This is a genomic window from Granulicella rosea (genome assembly GCF_900188085.1).
In the GTDB taxonomy this organism is placed as follows: Bacteria; Acidobacteriota; Terriglobia; order Terriglobales; family Acidobacteriaceae; genus Edaphobacter; species Edaphobacter rosea.
This window is the reverse complement of sequence record NZ_FZOU01000001.1, coordinates 1,436,471-1,451,097: the sequence shown is the minus strand read 5'-3', so window position 1 is coordinate 1,451,097 and position 14,627 is coordinate 1,436,471. Positions and strand designations below refer to the sequence as shown.

Sequence of the window (14,627 nt, the reverse complement as noted above, 5' to 3'; positions counted from 1 at the left end):
CGTACTCTTTGCACTCTAAAACAAATGCGCGCACAGGAGCGGCCTTGACTCAGTCAGCCGGCAACGGCATCTTCAGTTGGTTGACCCAGGCGTCGAGCCTTGAGCGACGCACCCTGCTCGCCGCCGCGCTGGGATGGATGCTCGACAGCATGGACGTCATGCTCTACACGCTCGTGCTCGGCCAGGTGCAGCGCGAGCTGCATCTCTCGTCCGCACTGGCCGGCGCGATGATGTCCGCCACGCTGCTCTCGGCGGCCTTCGGCGGCATCGCCTTCGGCTGGTTCGCCGACCGCTTCGGACGAACGCGCGCCCTGACGCTGAGCGTGCTGATCTACTCCGTCTTCACCGCTGCCTGCGGCTTCACCCACACGGCGGCGACCCTCATGATCTGCCGCATCCTGCTCGGCCTGGGCATGGGCGGCGAATGGGCCTCGGGAGCCGCGCTGGTCGCCGAAACCTGGCCCGCCGAGCATCGCGGCAAGGCGCTCGCGCTGGTGCAGAGCTCCTGGGCCATCGGCTACATGCTGGGTGCGGCCATCGTCGCGCTGATCCTGCCGCGCTACGGCTGGCGGCCCGTCTTCTTCGTCGGCATTCTGCCTGCCCTGCTCACGCTCTGGTTCCGGCGCGGGCTCCATGAGTCCGCCGCCTGGACCGCCGAACGCGCCAACGCCACGCAACCCGCCGCCAGCCGCTACGGCGAGCTCTTTCGCGGCAGCCTGGGCCGCAACATGCTCATCTGCACCAGCATGAACGCCGCGACGCTCTTCGCCTACTGGGGACTCTTCACCTGGGTGCCGCGCTTCCTGTCCATGTCCGCGGCCGAGGGTGGACGCGGCATGAGCATCGTCAAAACCTCCGGTTGGACGATCGCCATGCAGGCCGGAACCTTCCTCGGCTATGTCACCTTCGGCTATCTGGCCGACCGTTTCAGCCGCAAGTACACCTACATCGGCTACCTTGCGATGGCCGCCGTGATGGTGCCGCTCTTCGTCTTCGTGCCGAACCCAAGCGTGCTGCTGCTCCTCGGCCCGCTGGTCGGATTCTTCGGGACGGGCTACTTCAGCGGCTTCGCCATCATCACGAGCGAACTCTTTCCGACCGCGCTGCGCGGCTCCGCCATGGGCTTTGCGTACAACACAGGACGCATCCTGAGCGCGGCGGCGCCGTACATCATCGGCCGCATCTCGCAGTCCCAGGGGCTCAGCTCCGCCCTGACCATCACCTCGGGCGCGTTCCTGCTCGCCGCACTGATCGCCAGCACCCTGCGGCTATCCGCAAAAAGCTAAACGCCCGCCACTCCAGATTTCGGAGGACGGGCGCTTTCGCTGTTGTCTTCTTGTTTGTCATTCCCGCAGGGAATCTGCTTTTTGCTTCTGCTCTAGTTCCGCTTCCCCAGCGTAGGCCGGTCGTCCGTCGTATTGGCCGGGTTGTTCGGATCGTTGTTCGACGTACCCGCGCGGCGCAGCGTGGGCTTGTTACCGCCGTTCTTGTCGTTGATCTTGCGCTTGTTTTCGAGACGCGCCAGCCGCGCCTTGATGTCGTCGAACTCGCTCGTCGTGACGACATAGTCGGGCTTCGCGGGCAGGATCGTAGCAATCTCGTCTTCCGAATGAGCGATCCGGTCCGGCGTCTGCGGGTGGTCGGAGAAGGCCTTCGACAGCGTGCCGGGCTTGTGCTTCTCGAGCGCGTCAATCTTTTCAAACAGCGTGATGAACGCCTGCGGATCGTACCCGGCGCGGTACATGTACTGGACGCCCAGATAGTCGGCCTCGGTCTCGGCCATGCGGTCGAACTTCAGGAAGGTCATCGGAATCGCGAGCTGCGCGGCCTCGTAGATGCCGTACCCGGTCCAGCTTCCGGCGGTGTAGATATAGAGTGGAATCTCCGCGATCTGCGCGTACATCATCTTCGTCTGCTGGCGCGCGGCGTGGTGCGCGATGACGTGCGAGATCTCATGCGCCATCACGCCGGCAAGCTCCGCCTCCTCGTCGCAGGCCAGGATCAGGCCGGAGTTGACGTAGAAGTAGCCACCCGGCAGCGCCATGGCGTTGATCTCGTCCGAGTCGATCACCTTGATCGTGAACGGCACTTTGGCGTCCGAGTTCCGCACCAGATTCTGCCCCACCCGGTTCACGTACTCGACGATCACCGGATCGGTCACCAGGTGCGCCGACCGCTCGATCTCCATCGAATACTGCTTGCCGACGCGAATCTCCCAGTTGGTGGAGAACCAGTTGCCCAGCCCGCGACCGCTGATATTCCGCGTGCCGATGGCGTTCACATCGTCCTCGCTCCCCTTCTTGATGTTCGGGTCAAGCGCCTCGCCAGGCGACGGCAGCGAGTCGGTCTGCTTCTTTGCCTTGTCCGCCGCAGCCTTGTCCTGAGCCTTGGTTGGCTCGGGCGTGCCGGGCTTATCGGTCGGGACGGGCGCGGGCGTACCCGCGGGATTCGGCGTCTGAGCCGGAACCGTGGGAGTCTGAGCCGGGGCTTGCGTGTCCGGTGCGGGAGTTCCGGCGGGCGTCGTCTGGCAGAGGGCTGCCGCTGGAAGCGAAAGGAGTGCCGCGAGGCCGAGGTGAGGAAGATGACGCATGGGTGGCTCCTGTCTGAATCCGGAAAGCCGCACCTCCACTTTCGGACGCAGCTCTACACCTAGCTTAGACGCGGATTCGCCAGGAAGGTAGTACACAGACAAGAATCTTCACCGAAGGTCACGTCTGGCTGAATTTTCTACCACGTATTGTAGGTCGTTCCCTCGGTCGAGACCTCCTGCGATCCCGAATGCACGTCGTCGATTCCCGGCTCCGTCTGGTCGACCGTCGTCAACGACCCGCTCTCCACCGCCTGCCAGGTGTCCGCGCGCTGGGTGAACGGATCCTTGGGCATCGCCTTCAGGTACCCGCCCTGCACCAGGTCGTCGAGCGACTGCGGCGCCTTCTGCTTGTCGTAGGTGTAGGAGTCGATGCCGTTGCGCATGACGTGCAGGTCCTCGCGCAGCACCGCCTCCTTCGCCCGCTTCACGTTGGCGACGTACGACGGGATGGCGATCGAGGCCAGCACGCCGATGATGACCATCACGATCATCAACTCGATCAGGGTGAAGCCCTGTTCGCCGTCACGCTTCCGGGTTGGGTTGGTCGCTACCATGTGGAGTATTTGGTCCCATCCATTGCCGTACCCTGGCTTTTGCTGTGAACGTCGAAGACGTTCTGCCCGCCCCAGGAATCGGAGTCGGCGTCGTCCTGCATCGCGCGCAATCCCCACTCATTGTTGCCCGTCATGGGATCGATCGGGATGCTGCGAAGAAACTTTACCTTCTTGGTCTGAACGTCCACGCCGTCGACCAGCGTCTGCAGATCCGGCGGATAGTTGAAGGAGTCGGCCTTGGTCATGAAGCCTCCCTTGTCGGCCGCATCCTTGTAGTGGTCGATCGCGTCGCGCATCTCCCACAGCTCGCGGCGCAGCGTCTTCTCTTTCTCGCGTTTGACCTGGAACTTCGCCATCGGGATGGCCGCCGTCGCCAGGATCGCGACGATCGCCACCGTGATGATCAGCTCCACGAGCGTGAGTCCGGACTCGGAGTCCGGCTCCCGCTCACGCCCGCGTTGGATGGAAACCGCCATGTTCATTTGACGTGAACGGAGGCCTGAGAGCCTACCGTCGGCATGCTCTCCTGCGCACTATTCTTTGCCGCTACCTTGACCAGCGCGATGTTCGAGTCGCCCGGCGCGATCGCCTTGAAGGTGACCGTGCACAGATTGCCCTGGCCGCTGACGCCCTTGGTATTCGGCGGACGCGCGGTATTGATGCTGACCAGACCGTTGCCCTCCTCGGTCTTGTCCATCCGCGCGGCCTGGCCGTCCCGGCCCATGAACTCGCCGGCGTCGACCGAGACCAGTTGCAGCACCCTGGCGTCGTACTGAATCTGCATCGGCACGGAGGATACATCCTGCCCGTTGTTCAACAGCACCGCCACCTGGAAGGTGCTGCCGACGGACTGGTTCGACGTCGCGGGCAGAACGTTCAGGCTGATGGGCGCGGTCGCGGTGGGCTGCGCAGCCTGCACCCTGGCGGCGGGCGCCGTGGGGTTGGTCAGTTGCCGCTGGGCCTGCTGGCTCATCTGCTGAATCATCGCCGAGGCGGCGTTGGCGGCGGTCGTCTCCGGACCCGATGCGCGCATCGGCGTCGTGTCGGGCTGGCTGACAGCCATCGCACGCGGCGTGAGATCGCGTCGCAGTTCGATAGACTGACCCGTGCCGGTATCGATCGGCGAAGAGTTCAGACGCGTCACGACATGCTCGCGGACGATGTGCGGGACGAGCAGGAAGACGATCTCGTCCTTCTGCACCTCCTTGCTCTGCGTGCTGAAGAAGTACTTGAAGAACGGAATCTCGCCGAGGCCGGGGGTTCCGCTCACGCCTTTCGAATCGGAGGTCTGGATGAGGCCGGCGAGGATGCTCGGCTCGTCCTCCTTCAACTGGATCACCTGCTCGACGACGCGCTGCGAGATGATCGGCTCCGTCACGCCCGAGATGGTCACCGATCCATTCTGCGCCGAGACCTCGATCTTCATCTTCAGCGTGACCTCGCGGTCCTGGTGGACGGTCGGGGTCATATCGATATTCACACCGACGTCGAGGTAGGTGAACTGCGTCTGCACGCCGACCGTGGTGGTGGTCGAGACGCCGGCCGAGTACGAACCGGTGGCGACCGGAATCTTCGAACCAATCTTCAGCGTCGCGCGCTGGCCGTCGGTCGCGCGGATGCGGGGATTCTGCAGGATGCGCGTGTCGGTGTCGGTCAACAGCGCGTTCAGCGTACCGCCGGAGAGGGTCACGGCGAAGTTCGTCGCGTTCAGGTGCGCCAGCGTGTTCAGCGTAAAGGCCGAGGTCGTTGAGGTCGACGTCGTGGTGGTGGTCGTCGTCGAGGTCGAACTGGTGGTCGCAACCTGCGGGGTCAGACCGATGGAGGTGGGCAGCGTGATGCCGAGGTTACGCACCTTGTCGCGATTCACTTCCATCACCGCCACGTCGACGACGACCTCCGGGCGAGCCTGGTCGAGGTCGTTCAGCAGCTTCTGCGCCAGCAGCAACTGGTCCGAGGTGGCGCGCATCACGATGGCGTTCTGGCTGGGCACCAGGTAGAGCTTCACGCTCGGGTCGAGCAGGTTGCGCATGGCGGTCAGGATCTCGTTGCCGTCCTGCGCCTGCGCGGCGTTCGAAAGATAAAAGGTCTGGACCGCGAGTTCGTCCAGGTCGGTGCGCTTGGTGCGCGTATTCTGCGCGACGAAGATGGTGTTCGGCGTCAGCGGCTTGTAAAACGTTCCAGCGATAGCGCCCACGATGCGCAGAGCGTCCGGCAGGCTCACGGCGGTCAGGTCGACGGGGATGCGCTTCGAGGTGTAGTCGGGGTCGAAGATGACGTTCAGGCCGGCCGTCTTACAGATGGCTTGGTAGATTACCTTGACGTCCTCGACCATGTGCAGCGTCTGCACGTCGTTTGAGACAGGCTGCAGCTCGATCGGCCCGGCGATGGAGCCGATGCTCTTCAGGATCGCGTCCTGCTGCGACATCTGCTCCATGCTGGCGGTCGCCGCTGCGCCGGCGAGCTGCGCCGGCGGCTGCGCTGCCTGCGTGATCTGAATCTCCTGCGTCGCGGTCTGGTTCGAAGGATCGATCTCCGCCGCGCGCATGAACTCGCTGATCGCGCCGGACCAGTCGCTCTGCTGGCGCAGCGTGCGGCCGCGGTCGATGTGCTGCGAGGCGGCGGGGATCTTCACCCGTTCGAAGCCCGTGCGGTAACGCAGGTCCTTCGGCTTCTTGTCGTGGGCATGCTTGTAGGCGACCCATGCGGCGTCGTAGTCCTCGCGCGCCTCCGCCGCCTGTCCCCGCTTGTTCCACGACGCGGCGGACTGCGCCTCGGCGGGCGTAGCGGCCAGCGTCAGGAGCATCAGCAGGGCGGGCAGGAAAAAGAGGCTGGCTGAGAGTTTGTTTCGGGTTCCGAGGCCGATTCCGGTGTTGTTTCCGCGACTCATGCTGAGGTTGTTCGCTTTCTGTGCTCTGGTCGGTGACGTGCGGAGGCCAGCGACGGCGGCCGAAGTCGTACGATCGGCAGCAGACGTTGCGGCTGGGATGGCGTGGTTGGCCAAGCCGTCTGGCTCGGGCAAGTATAGCATTCGTGTCACGTAAGGCCTCTCAAATGGACGTACTTGGGACGGGCGTTTCCAGTTCAGTCCGCGGGTGTTGCGAAACCGCCTCGCGGCTTGCTGCGTGTGGAGTTTGGACGCGCCGCCCAACACAAGGTGAGTGACGAACCATGTTAAGATGAAAGATCGTCATGGCGCGCAATCTTTCCAATCCGACCGTAGCCCACGCGCCCAAGCCCGTCGTCAAAGAAAAGGACCGCGACCCGGTCGCGGCCGGCAAACGCGACGCGGCCTACAATCGCTCGGCCAGCTTCAATTACTTCCTCACCGACAAGTACGAGGCCGGAGTCGCCCTGCGCGGCACCGAGGTCAAGTCCATCCGCGAGGGCAAGGCCAACCTCAAGGATGCCTACGGCCTGTTAAAGGACGGTGAGTGCTTTCTGCTGAACGCGCACATCGGCCCGTTCTCGCACGGCAACTCCATGAATCATGAGGCTTTGCGCACGCGCAAGCTGCTCCTGCATAAGCTCGAGGTTCGCAAGCTCGAGGCCGCCACGCGCCAGAAGGGCTTCACCCTCATCCCTGTCCGGCTCTACTTCAAGAACGGCCGCGTGAAGTGCGAGATCGCGCTCGCCAAGGGCAAGATGGAGTACGACAAGCGCGCCACCGAGCGCAAACGCGAGGGCGACGCCGAGGCGAAGGCGGCCATGGCACGGGCACAGCGGCGATAGTTGCCCGCCACTTTCCAGAGGCCTGGCATCGTGAGCGAAGCCAAGGATCTGCTTCTGCCTTTCTTCGTTCTCCTCGCAGCGGGTCTGCTTCTCATTCCATCGGCTACCCTCTCCCGTTCCCAATTTGGTGCTGTACAAAAGTAGCCGTTTCCGGCGCGACTAAGCCAGATAATCCCGGTACCATAGGACTCTATGGATACACGCGTTTTGTTTGAGGATGCAGCCGGATTCGCGACGCCGATGCTGGCGGTCTTTGCAGTGGACGTGGCGACCGGCAAGGGAGCCGATCCCCTGCCCGCCCTGCTCACCACGTCGGACGCCGTGACCGGCGCCGCGCAGCGCGCGCTCTCCTCGGGCGAGTTCAAGGCCGGGCTGGGCGAGACGCTGCTGCTGCACGCGCCAGCCGGGGTGAAGGCCGACCGCCTGCTCGTCGTCGGACTGGGCAAGGTCAAGAACCTTTCGGTCAACGATATCCGCAAGGCCGCCGGCGCAGCCGTACGCGCCGCCAAGCCGCGTGGCATCCGCGAGGTCGCCATCGCCTTTCCCGAGGACCGCGCTCTTTCGGACGAGCACCTCGACGCCCTGCCCTGCCACCTGACCGCGCGCGCCCTGACCGAAGGCGCAGAGATCGCCGAGCCGGACTGGGACACCTACCGCAGCGAACGCAAGGATCTATCCGTCCACACGCTCACCATCCTCGCCCCGAACGGCGAGAAGGCGACCGACGCCGAGATCGAGGCCGGGGTCGCCGAGGGCCTGATCGTCGCCCACGCGCAGAACTTCGCGCGCCAGTTGGTGAACGAGCCCGGCAACGTCCTGACGCCAACCGTCCTCGGCCAACGGGCAAAGGCCATGTGCGACGAGGTGGGCCTGAAGTGCGAGGTCTTCTCGACCGATAAGCTGCATGAGCTGAAGATGGGCGCCTTCTGGGCCGTCTCGCAGGGCTCGGCCGAGCCGCCGGCGCTGATCGTCATGACCTACGAGCCGGAGGGCGGAGTCGCGGAGGATGCGCCGGTGATGGGGCTCGTCGGCAAGGGCATCACCTTCGATACGGGAGGCATCTCCATCAAGCCGGCGGAGAACATGGAGAAGATGAAGTACGACATGGCCGGCTCGGCCGCGATGATCGGCGCCATGCGCGCCATCGCCGAACTGAAGCCGAGGGTGAAGGTGATCGGCGTCGTCTGTTCGGCCGAGAACATGCCCGACGGCAAGGCCTTCAAACCGGGCGATGTGGTCACGGCGATGTCCGGCAAGACGATCGAGATCATCAACACCGACGCGGAGGGCCGGCTGGTCCTGGCCGACGGCCTGCACTATGCGAAGACGCTCGGCTGCACCCACCTGATCGACGCCGCGACGCTTACCGGCGCATGCGTCGTCGCGCTGGGCTACCTGAACGTCGGCCTGTTCTCGAATGACGAGGAGACCTGGGGCAAGTTCCAGGCATCCGTACCGGTCAGCGGCGAGCAGTTCTGGCGACTGCCCTGCACCGACGACTATCGCAAACAGATCGAAAGCCAGATCGGCGATATCATGAACACGGGCGGACGCGCCGGCGGAGCCATCACCGCGGCCATGTTCCTCAAGGAGTTCGCGGGCGAGACGCCGTGGATTCACCTCGACATCGCGGGTTGCGCATGGAACGAGGAGGCGAAGCCCTGGTTACCGAAAGGGCCGACCGGAATCGCCGTGCGAACTATCGTAGAGTGGGTGCGGAGCTACAGCGTCTAAAAAATACTGCAGCTCTTTCTGTCCAGGGGTACGACAAGGATGTTCACTTCGATCGGCATACCGCACGGCTTCTGCTATCTGTGGAACCCAGCGCTGCTTTGGCTGCACGTAAGCTCCGATGCGCTGATCGCGCTCGCCTATTTTCTGATCCCGTTCGCGCTGCTGCGCATCGTCGCCAGGCGCCGGGATATCCCGTATAACGGCATCCTGCTCTGCTTCGGGCTCTTTATCGTCGCCTGCGGACTGACGCATGTGATGGAGATCGTCACCCTGTGGCATCCGCTCTACTGGATCAGCGGCGGTTTGAAAGCCTTCACCGCGCTCATCTCGCTGGCGACGTTCATCGTACTGCTGCGACTGACGCCGGCGATCCTTGCCATCCCCAACGCCGACAGCCTGCAGGAGGCCAACCGCAAGCTCAACTCGGTCATGGAGAGCACGACGGTCGGCATGTACGCGGTCGATCAGAACTGGAAGTTTTCCTTCATGAACGGCACCGCGCGCGCGCTCCTTTCGCCCGACGCGGCCATCATCGGACAAGGGTTGTGGGAGTGCTTTCCCAACCAGGCGAAGGAGACGCAGGAGAAGCTGCTGCAGGTGATGGAGACCCGCAAGCCGCTCAGCTTCGAGTCTTACTATGAGCCGCTCGATCTCTGGAGCCAGGTGAACGTGAATCCCTGGAGCGACGGCGGCGTGACGGTCTTCTTCAACGACGTCAGCGCCGAAAAGCGGCTACAGCGCGAACTCGAACGCGAAAAGCTCATCCGCGAGCAGCGCATCGCCTCCCTCGCCCAGATGGCGGCTGGTTTGGCGCACGAGATCAGCAATCCTCTGGGCATCATCCACGCCCGCGCCAGCGACCTGCTGGAGCAGGTGGAAGACGGCCTCGACCCTACACCTGCCGAAGTCGCGGCCGCCTGCAACAGCATCGTCAAGACCTCGAATCGCGCCATTCAGATCCTGCGTGGACTGCGGATGTTCGCGCGCGAAGGCGGCAAGGACCCCATGGCGCTGACATCCGTCGCGCCGCTGGTCGAACAGGCCGTGGCCCTGGTGCACGAGCGCTTCCACACCCACGGTATCGCGCTGACCTGCGAGATGGAGCCGGAGCTCGCGCCGATCGTCTGCCGCGAGGTGCAGGTCGGCCAGATCATCTTCAATCTGCTGAACAACGCCTTCGATGCGATCGATGGCTCGCCGGACAGCGAACGCTGGGTCCGGCTGGACGTGCGGCAGCGGCTGGGCGAGATTCTCATCGAGGTCGTCGACGGCGGCCCCGGCGTGCCCGAGCAGCATAAGCCCTACCTGATGCAACCGTTCTTCACCACCAAGGCGGTGGGCGCGGGCATGGGCGTGGGGCTCAGCCTTTCGCGCGCCATCGCACGCGACCACAAGGGCGACCTGGTGCTCGCGTCGGTCGAAGGACACACCTGTTTCCGGCTGATGATTCCAGCGGCGACCAAGGAAGAGGCACACGCATGAAGCTGGCAGACGCAACGATTCTGGTGGTCGACGATGAACCCGAGTTGCTTGAAATCTTCTCCGTATGGCTGGGCCGCAGCGGCTGCAAGGTGCTGAAGGCGGAGAACGGCGCGGTCGCGATGAAGGTGCTGAACGAACAGCGCATCGACGCCCTCATCTCGGATATTCGCATGCCGGTGATGGACGGCATCACGCTGGTTCGCACGATCGCCGAAAAAGGAATGCTGGTGCCCAGCATCATCTTCGTTTCGGGCTTCGGCGACGTCGATACGCGCGAGGCGCATGCGCTGGGCGTGGAGGCGATGCTGCCCAAGCCGCTGAGCCGCAAGACCCTGCTGCAGGCGCTCGAAGACAGCCTGAAGGCCCGCGAAGAGCTTTGGCACACACCGCTCGAAACGCCGCCCGCCAAGTCGCTGCACCTGACCCTGCCGGCATTCGAAACCTGCAACGGAAACTGCAGCTTCCAGATTGGGCGCGGCGGATGCTGCTTCGCCACGGACGAGAGCTTCGACGAAGACACGCTGCTACAGCTCACGGTCGAGTTCACCGGCGAGCCCAACATACTCGATGCGCAAGCCCGCGTCCGCTGGTGCGATACGAAGGACTCGCGCATGGGCGTCGAATTCCTCTACCTCGCGCCAGAGTGCCGCGACTGGGTGATCTCCCACATGACCGGCAGGGCGATGCACACCTTCATTCCCCGCTGCTAGGAAACGCCACGAACGTTCGTCATCCTGAACGGAGTGAAGGTCCACCGTATTTGCTTTTGTCCTTGCTTTTCTAGCGGTTGCCTGTCCTGCCTCAGGAAGAACAGGCAACACCGCTTACATCACCGCCGGCGCCTCGATCCCCAGATACCCCAGCGCCCGCACCATCTCCCGCCGAGCCACCGCGGCCGTCGCCAGCAAGAGCGCCTTGCGCGCCGGGTCCGCCTCGTTCAGCACATGGTACCGGTGGTAGAAGTTGTTGAACTGCTGCGCGAGCTGGAAGGCATACTTCGCCAGATGCGCAGGCTCGGCGGTCGCAATCGCCGTCTCAAGCACCGCCGTCAGCCGCGAGCACGCGATCCACGTCTCCCAAAGCCCGGCGCCCTCATCTCCCGAGAGCATCTCCGCCAGCGCATCGCCTGAAGGCAGTGCGGCAAGCGCCGCCTCCTGCGTCGTGCCGGCCTTGCGGAAGATGTTCCCCGCGCGTACGGTCGAGTACTGGACGTACGGCCCGGTCTCGCCCTCGAAGCTCAGCGCGTCCTTGAAGTCGAAGGCGATGATCGTATTCCGGTTGAAACGCAGCATGAAGTAGCGCAGCGCGCCGACCGCGATCTGCGTCGCGATCTGCTCCCGCTCGGCCTCGGGAACCTCCGGGTTGCGCGCGTCCACCTGCACCTGCGCCGCGGCGATCAGCTTGTCCAGCAGGTCGTCCGCCTTCACGCCCAGCCCCTTGCGACCCGAGACCTCGATGAACGGCTTTGCCTTGTCCTCGTCCGAGATCGTATAGCCCAACTCGATCGCGCAACGCGGCGTCAGCGCCACCTTCTCGTACGAGAAGTGGGTATACCGGTCCGCGGCATCGGTGTAGCCCATCCCGCGCAAAGCCGCGATGACGTTATTCTGCGGGTCGGACTGGCTCGAATCGATCACGTTGTAGATCGCGTCCGCCTTGGCGAAGACGGGGTGCGTAGGGTCGTTCAACGCCGCGTCGCCGGTCGAGATCCAGCACGTGTGGCTCGGATACTCGTGGAACTTCATGTAGCCGAAGTCCTTCTGCAACAGTCCGAACTTCCACAGGTGGTATGCGATGTCCTTGCCCACGTAGGTCACCGTGCCGTTCGAGCGCACGATCACCTTGGCCTCCTCGTCCGGCCCGTCGCCCGTCACACCCTCGGTGTTGGCGCGGCGCATCACGAGGCAGCCCTTGTTCTTGCCCTCGGTCTCCTCGTACAGGACGCCCTTCTCGATCATCAGCGCCTTCGCCGCATCCCAGAAGTGCAGCGTCAGAATCTCGCTCTCGCGGGGCAGAAAGTCGTACTCGATGCCAAGCCGCTCCATCGTCTGCAGATGACGGCGCAGAACGGCGGTCGCGATGAGGTCGGCGATGGTCGCAATATCGTTGCCGCCATGCTCGAGCGAGTGTAGCGTGTCCAGCCGAAGCTGCTTGCGCCGCTGCAGCTCCTCGGCCGACGCACCCGCCTCCGTGTACCACTGGCTGACGCGCGCATACAGATCCCAGCAGTAGAAGTCGATGCGCTGATTGGTCTCCAGCAGCTCCGTCAGCAGCTCGCGCACGCCGTCGAGCGAGAGGCCCAGCAGCGTCGTGAATCCGACCACCACGTCCGCCACCTGCACGCCCGTGTTGTCGATGTAGTTCTGCACGCCGACCTCGTAGCCGGGCTTGTAGCTGTCCGGCCGGATGAGCCGGTAGAAGGTATCGCCCAGAATGGCGTTGCGCAGGTGCCCGATGTGCGCGGCCTTGTTCGGGTTGATGCTGGTGTGCTCGATCAGCCGAAAGCCCGGCCCGCCGACCGACGCGTGATCGTCCGCGGCGATGCGCGCGACCGTCGCCGCGCGGTCCAGCCGGATGTTCAGATAGCCGGCGCCAGCGACCTCGATCGAGGCCACACCGGGCAGGTTGGGCAGGTCGTCGGTCAGGGCCGCGGCCAGCTCCTGCGCGATCGCGCGCGGCGCCTTGCGCAGCCGCTTCGCCAGCTCGAACGCCACCGGCAGCGCCAGCTCGCCGAGGGCGATCGAAGGCGGCTGCTCGACCGCAAGCTGGCCGAGCGTGATCTCGTAACGCGAAAGAAGAATGGCCTGGATGCGGCCGAGGAGGGTCTGCTGAATTGTGCGATACATGCTTCGGATTCACCGCTGACTGCTGAAATTGATACCGCTTTCAGTGTACTTGAGCGGCGATTGCCCATCGTCCTCCTCGAAGACGATCTGCCGTTGCTCCCAGACAGCCAAACATCCGCTCCCCGTTTACACTAAAGTGACCGCATGGCTGGCTCAAACAACCCACGAAAGATCCCTCCGGCAGCCATCGTCACCGCGCTTACCGCCTACGTCCTGCTGGTCGTCGGATACCACCCCGACGTCGAGGACGGCGGCCTCTACATCGCAGGCATCAAGCGCCTGCTGCACCCCGCGCTCTACCCGCACGGTACGGAGTTCGTCACCGAGCACCTGCGCTTCTCGCTCTTCGCGCCTCTGGTCGCCGGGCTGATCCACGCCACGCGTCTCAGCCTGGACTGGGTGCTTCTGCTCCTCTACCTCGCCAGCATCTGGGCGACGCTCTACGCTGGCTGGATGATCGCCGTCCGCACTGTCGACACCCTCGAAGGCCGCTGGGGCGCGGTCACACTGCTGGCCTGCTGGCTTTCTCTGCCCATCGCCGGCACCTCGCTCATGCTGATGGACCCATACGTCACGGCGCGCAGCATCACGCTGCCCTGCAGCCTCATCGCACTCGCCGGCATCCTCGATCTGCTTCGCGCGCCCCATGCGGGGCCGGTCGCCGCCCGGCGCACCAAGGCCTGGGCCCTCACCACCATACCCCTGATTCTCGCAGCCGTCCTGCACCCCCTGATGGCCGGCTACGCGCTCGCCGGAGTGCTCCTGCTAGCCTGCTTTCGCGCAAACTCGCCAGACCTGCGCCGCCAGGGTCCGATCGTACTCTTCGCCGCCGCCCTGCTCGCCGCGACTGTCCTCCAGTCAGCCGCTCCGCCTGAGAGCGCGGACTACCTCCGCGTCGCCCTCACACGCTACTACTGGTTCCCCGGCCAGTGGGAGTTGTACGAGCGCATCGGACTCGCCGCGCCACTCGCGCTCATTGGCTGGCTGTCGACCCGCCGGGAGGACTCAGCCTGGAAAGCCCTCGGCCGCATGGCGCTGGCCCTCGCTGGCATCGCCCTGCTCATCGCGAGCATCTTTGCCCGGCCCAGCCTCGCCACCCACCTTGCCGCGCGGATGCAGCCGTTGCGCAGCTACCAGACCATCTACCTCGTCATGATCCTGATGCTCGGCGCCTGGGCGGGCGAGACCTTGCTGAAGCGCAGCGCATGGCGCTGGCTCGCGCTGCTCGCCGGCTTCGGCGGCCTGCTCTTCTTCGTCCAGCGCAATGTCTTTCCCGCCTCCGCGCATCTTGAGTTGCCGTGGAGGCAGCCGCGCAACCCCTGGGTCCGGGCCTTCGTCTGGACGCGCGAGAACACCCCGCAGGACGCGCTCTTCGCCATGGACGCGCACTACATCACGCGCGACGGCGAAGACGCCCAGAGCTTCCGCGCCATCGCCGAACGCAGCGCGCTGCCGGACTACTCGAAGGATGGCGGCGAGGCATCCATCACGCCCGGTCTGACGCCGCAATGGGTCGTCGGACAAGCCGCCCAGACCGACCTCGACCGGCTGAGCGACGAAGCCCGTATCGCCAGGCTGCGCCCTCTGCACGTCGACTGGCTGATCCTGCGCGCCGGCTCGCAGACGGCCTTCCCCTGTCCGTACACCAACGACACGGTCAAGGTCTGCCGCCTGCCAACCTCGAACCCGTAG

11 protein-coding genes are annotated in these 14,627 nt (G+C 64.6%); 6 read left to right on the top strand and 5 right to left on the bottom strand.

Annotated features, from left to right (window positions below; translation table 11 throughout):
* The first annotated feature begins 44 nt into the window (after positions 1 to 44).
* Positions 45 to 1,286: an MFS transporter gene (locus CHB87_RS06015; protein ID WP_217897013.1), complete on the top strand. Its 1,242-nt coding sequence runs from the start codon at positions 45 to 47 to the stop codon at positions 1,284 to 1,286.
* A gap of 92 nt (positions 1,287 to 1,378) precedes the next feature.
* Here the strand turns inward: CHB87_RS06015 and CHB87_RS06010 are convergent, their stop codons facing one another.
* From CHB87_RS06010 to CHB87_RS05995, 4 genes are all read right to left on the bottom strand, one after another.
* Positions 1,379 to 2,590, bottom strand: coding sequence for a M48 family metallopeptidase (locus CHB87_RS06010; protein ID WP_089407427.1), 1,212 nt, complete (start codon positions 2,588 to 2,590; stop codon positions 1,379 to 1,381).
* Between the two features lie 137 nt (positions 2,591 to 2,727).
* Positions 2,728 to 3,144 carry a type II secretion system protein gene (locus CHB87_RS06005; RefSeq protein ID WP_089407426.1) on the bottom strand — a complete coding sequence of 139 codons (417 nt, stop codon included), beginning with the start codon at positions 3,142 to 3,144 and terminating at the stop codon, positions 2,728 to 2,730.
* Positions 3,138 to 3,620 carry a type II secretion system protein gene (locus CHB87_RS06000; protein ID WP_089407425.1) on the bottom strand — a complete coding sequence of 161 codons (483 nt, stop codon included), beginning with the start codon at positions 3,618 to 3,620 and terminating at the stop codon, positions 3,138 to 3,140. The genes CHB87_RS06005 and CHB87_RS06000 overlap by 7 nt, the downstream gene beginning before the upstream one ends.
* Before the next feature lie 2 nt (positions 3,621 to 3,622).
* A complete protein-coding gene (locus tag CHB87_RS05995) occupies positions 3,623 to 6,031 on the bottom strand; it encodes a cohesin domain-containing protein (protein WP_089407542.1) in 2,409 nt (802 codons plus the stop codon).
* Positions 6,032 to 6,333: 302 nt separating this feature from the next.
* Between CHB87_RS05995 and smpB the strand changes: the two genes are divergently transcribed.
* From smpB to CHB87_RS05975, 4 genes are all read left to right on the top strand, one after another.
* Positions 6,334 to 6,873: an SsrA-binding protein SmpB gene (smpB, locus tag CHB87_RS05990; RefSeq protein WP_089407424.1), complete on the top strand. Its 540-nt coding sequence runs from the start codon at positions 6,334 to 6,336 to the stop codon at positions 6,871 to 6,873.
* A gap of 192 nt (positions 6,874 to 7,065) precedes the next feature.
* Positions 7,066 to 8,607 carry a leucyl aminopeptidase gene (locus CHB87_RS05985; RefSeq protein WP_089407423.1) on the top strand — a complete coding sequence of 514 codons (1,542 nt, stop codon included), beginning with the start codon at positions 7,066 to 7,068 and terminating at the stop codon, positions 8,605 to 8,607.
* 39 nt (positions 8,608 to 8,646) lie between these two features.
* Positions 8,647 to 10,089: an ATP-binding protein gene (locus tag CHB87_RS05980; protein WP_089407422.1), complete on the top strand. Its 1,443-nt coding sequence runs from the start codon at positions 8,647 to 8,649 to the stop codon at positions 10,087 to 10,089.
* Entirely contained in the window at positions 10,086 to 10,799 is a 714-nt protein-coding gene (locus tag CHB87_RS05975; protein ID WP_089407421.1) for a response regulator, read from the top strand. Before CHB87_RS05980 ends, CHB87_RS05975 begins: the two co-directional genes overlap by 4 nt.
* Positions 10,800 to 10,913: 114 nt before the next feature.
* Here the strand turns inward: CHB87_RS05975 and CHB87_RS05970 are convergent, their stop codons facing one another.
* On the bottom strand, positions 10,914 to 12,935 hold the full coding sequence (locus CHB87_RS05970; protein WP_089407420.1) for an arginine--tRNA ligase: 2,022 nt from the start codon (positions 12,933 to 12,935) through the stop codon (positions 10,914 to 10,916).
* 144 nt (positions 12,936 to 13,079) lie between these two features.
* On the opposite strand from CHB87_RS05970, the gene CHB87_RS05965 reads away from it, so the two are divergent.
* Positions 13,080 to 14,627 carry a hypothetical protein gene (locus CHB87_RS05965; RefSeq protein WP_089407419.1) on the top strand — a complete coding sequence of 516 codons (1,548 nt, stop codon included), beginning with the start codon at positions 13,080 to 13,082 and terminating at the stop codon, positions 14,625 to 14,627.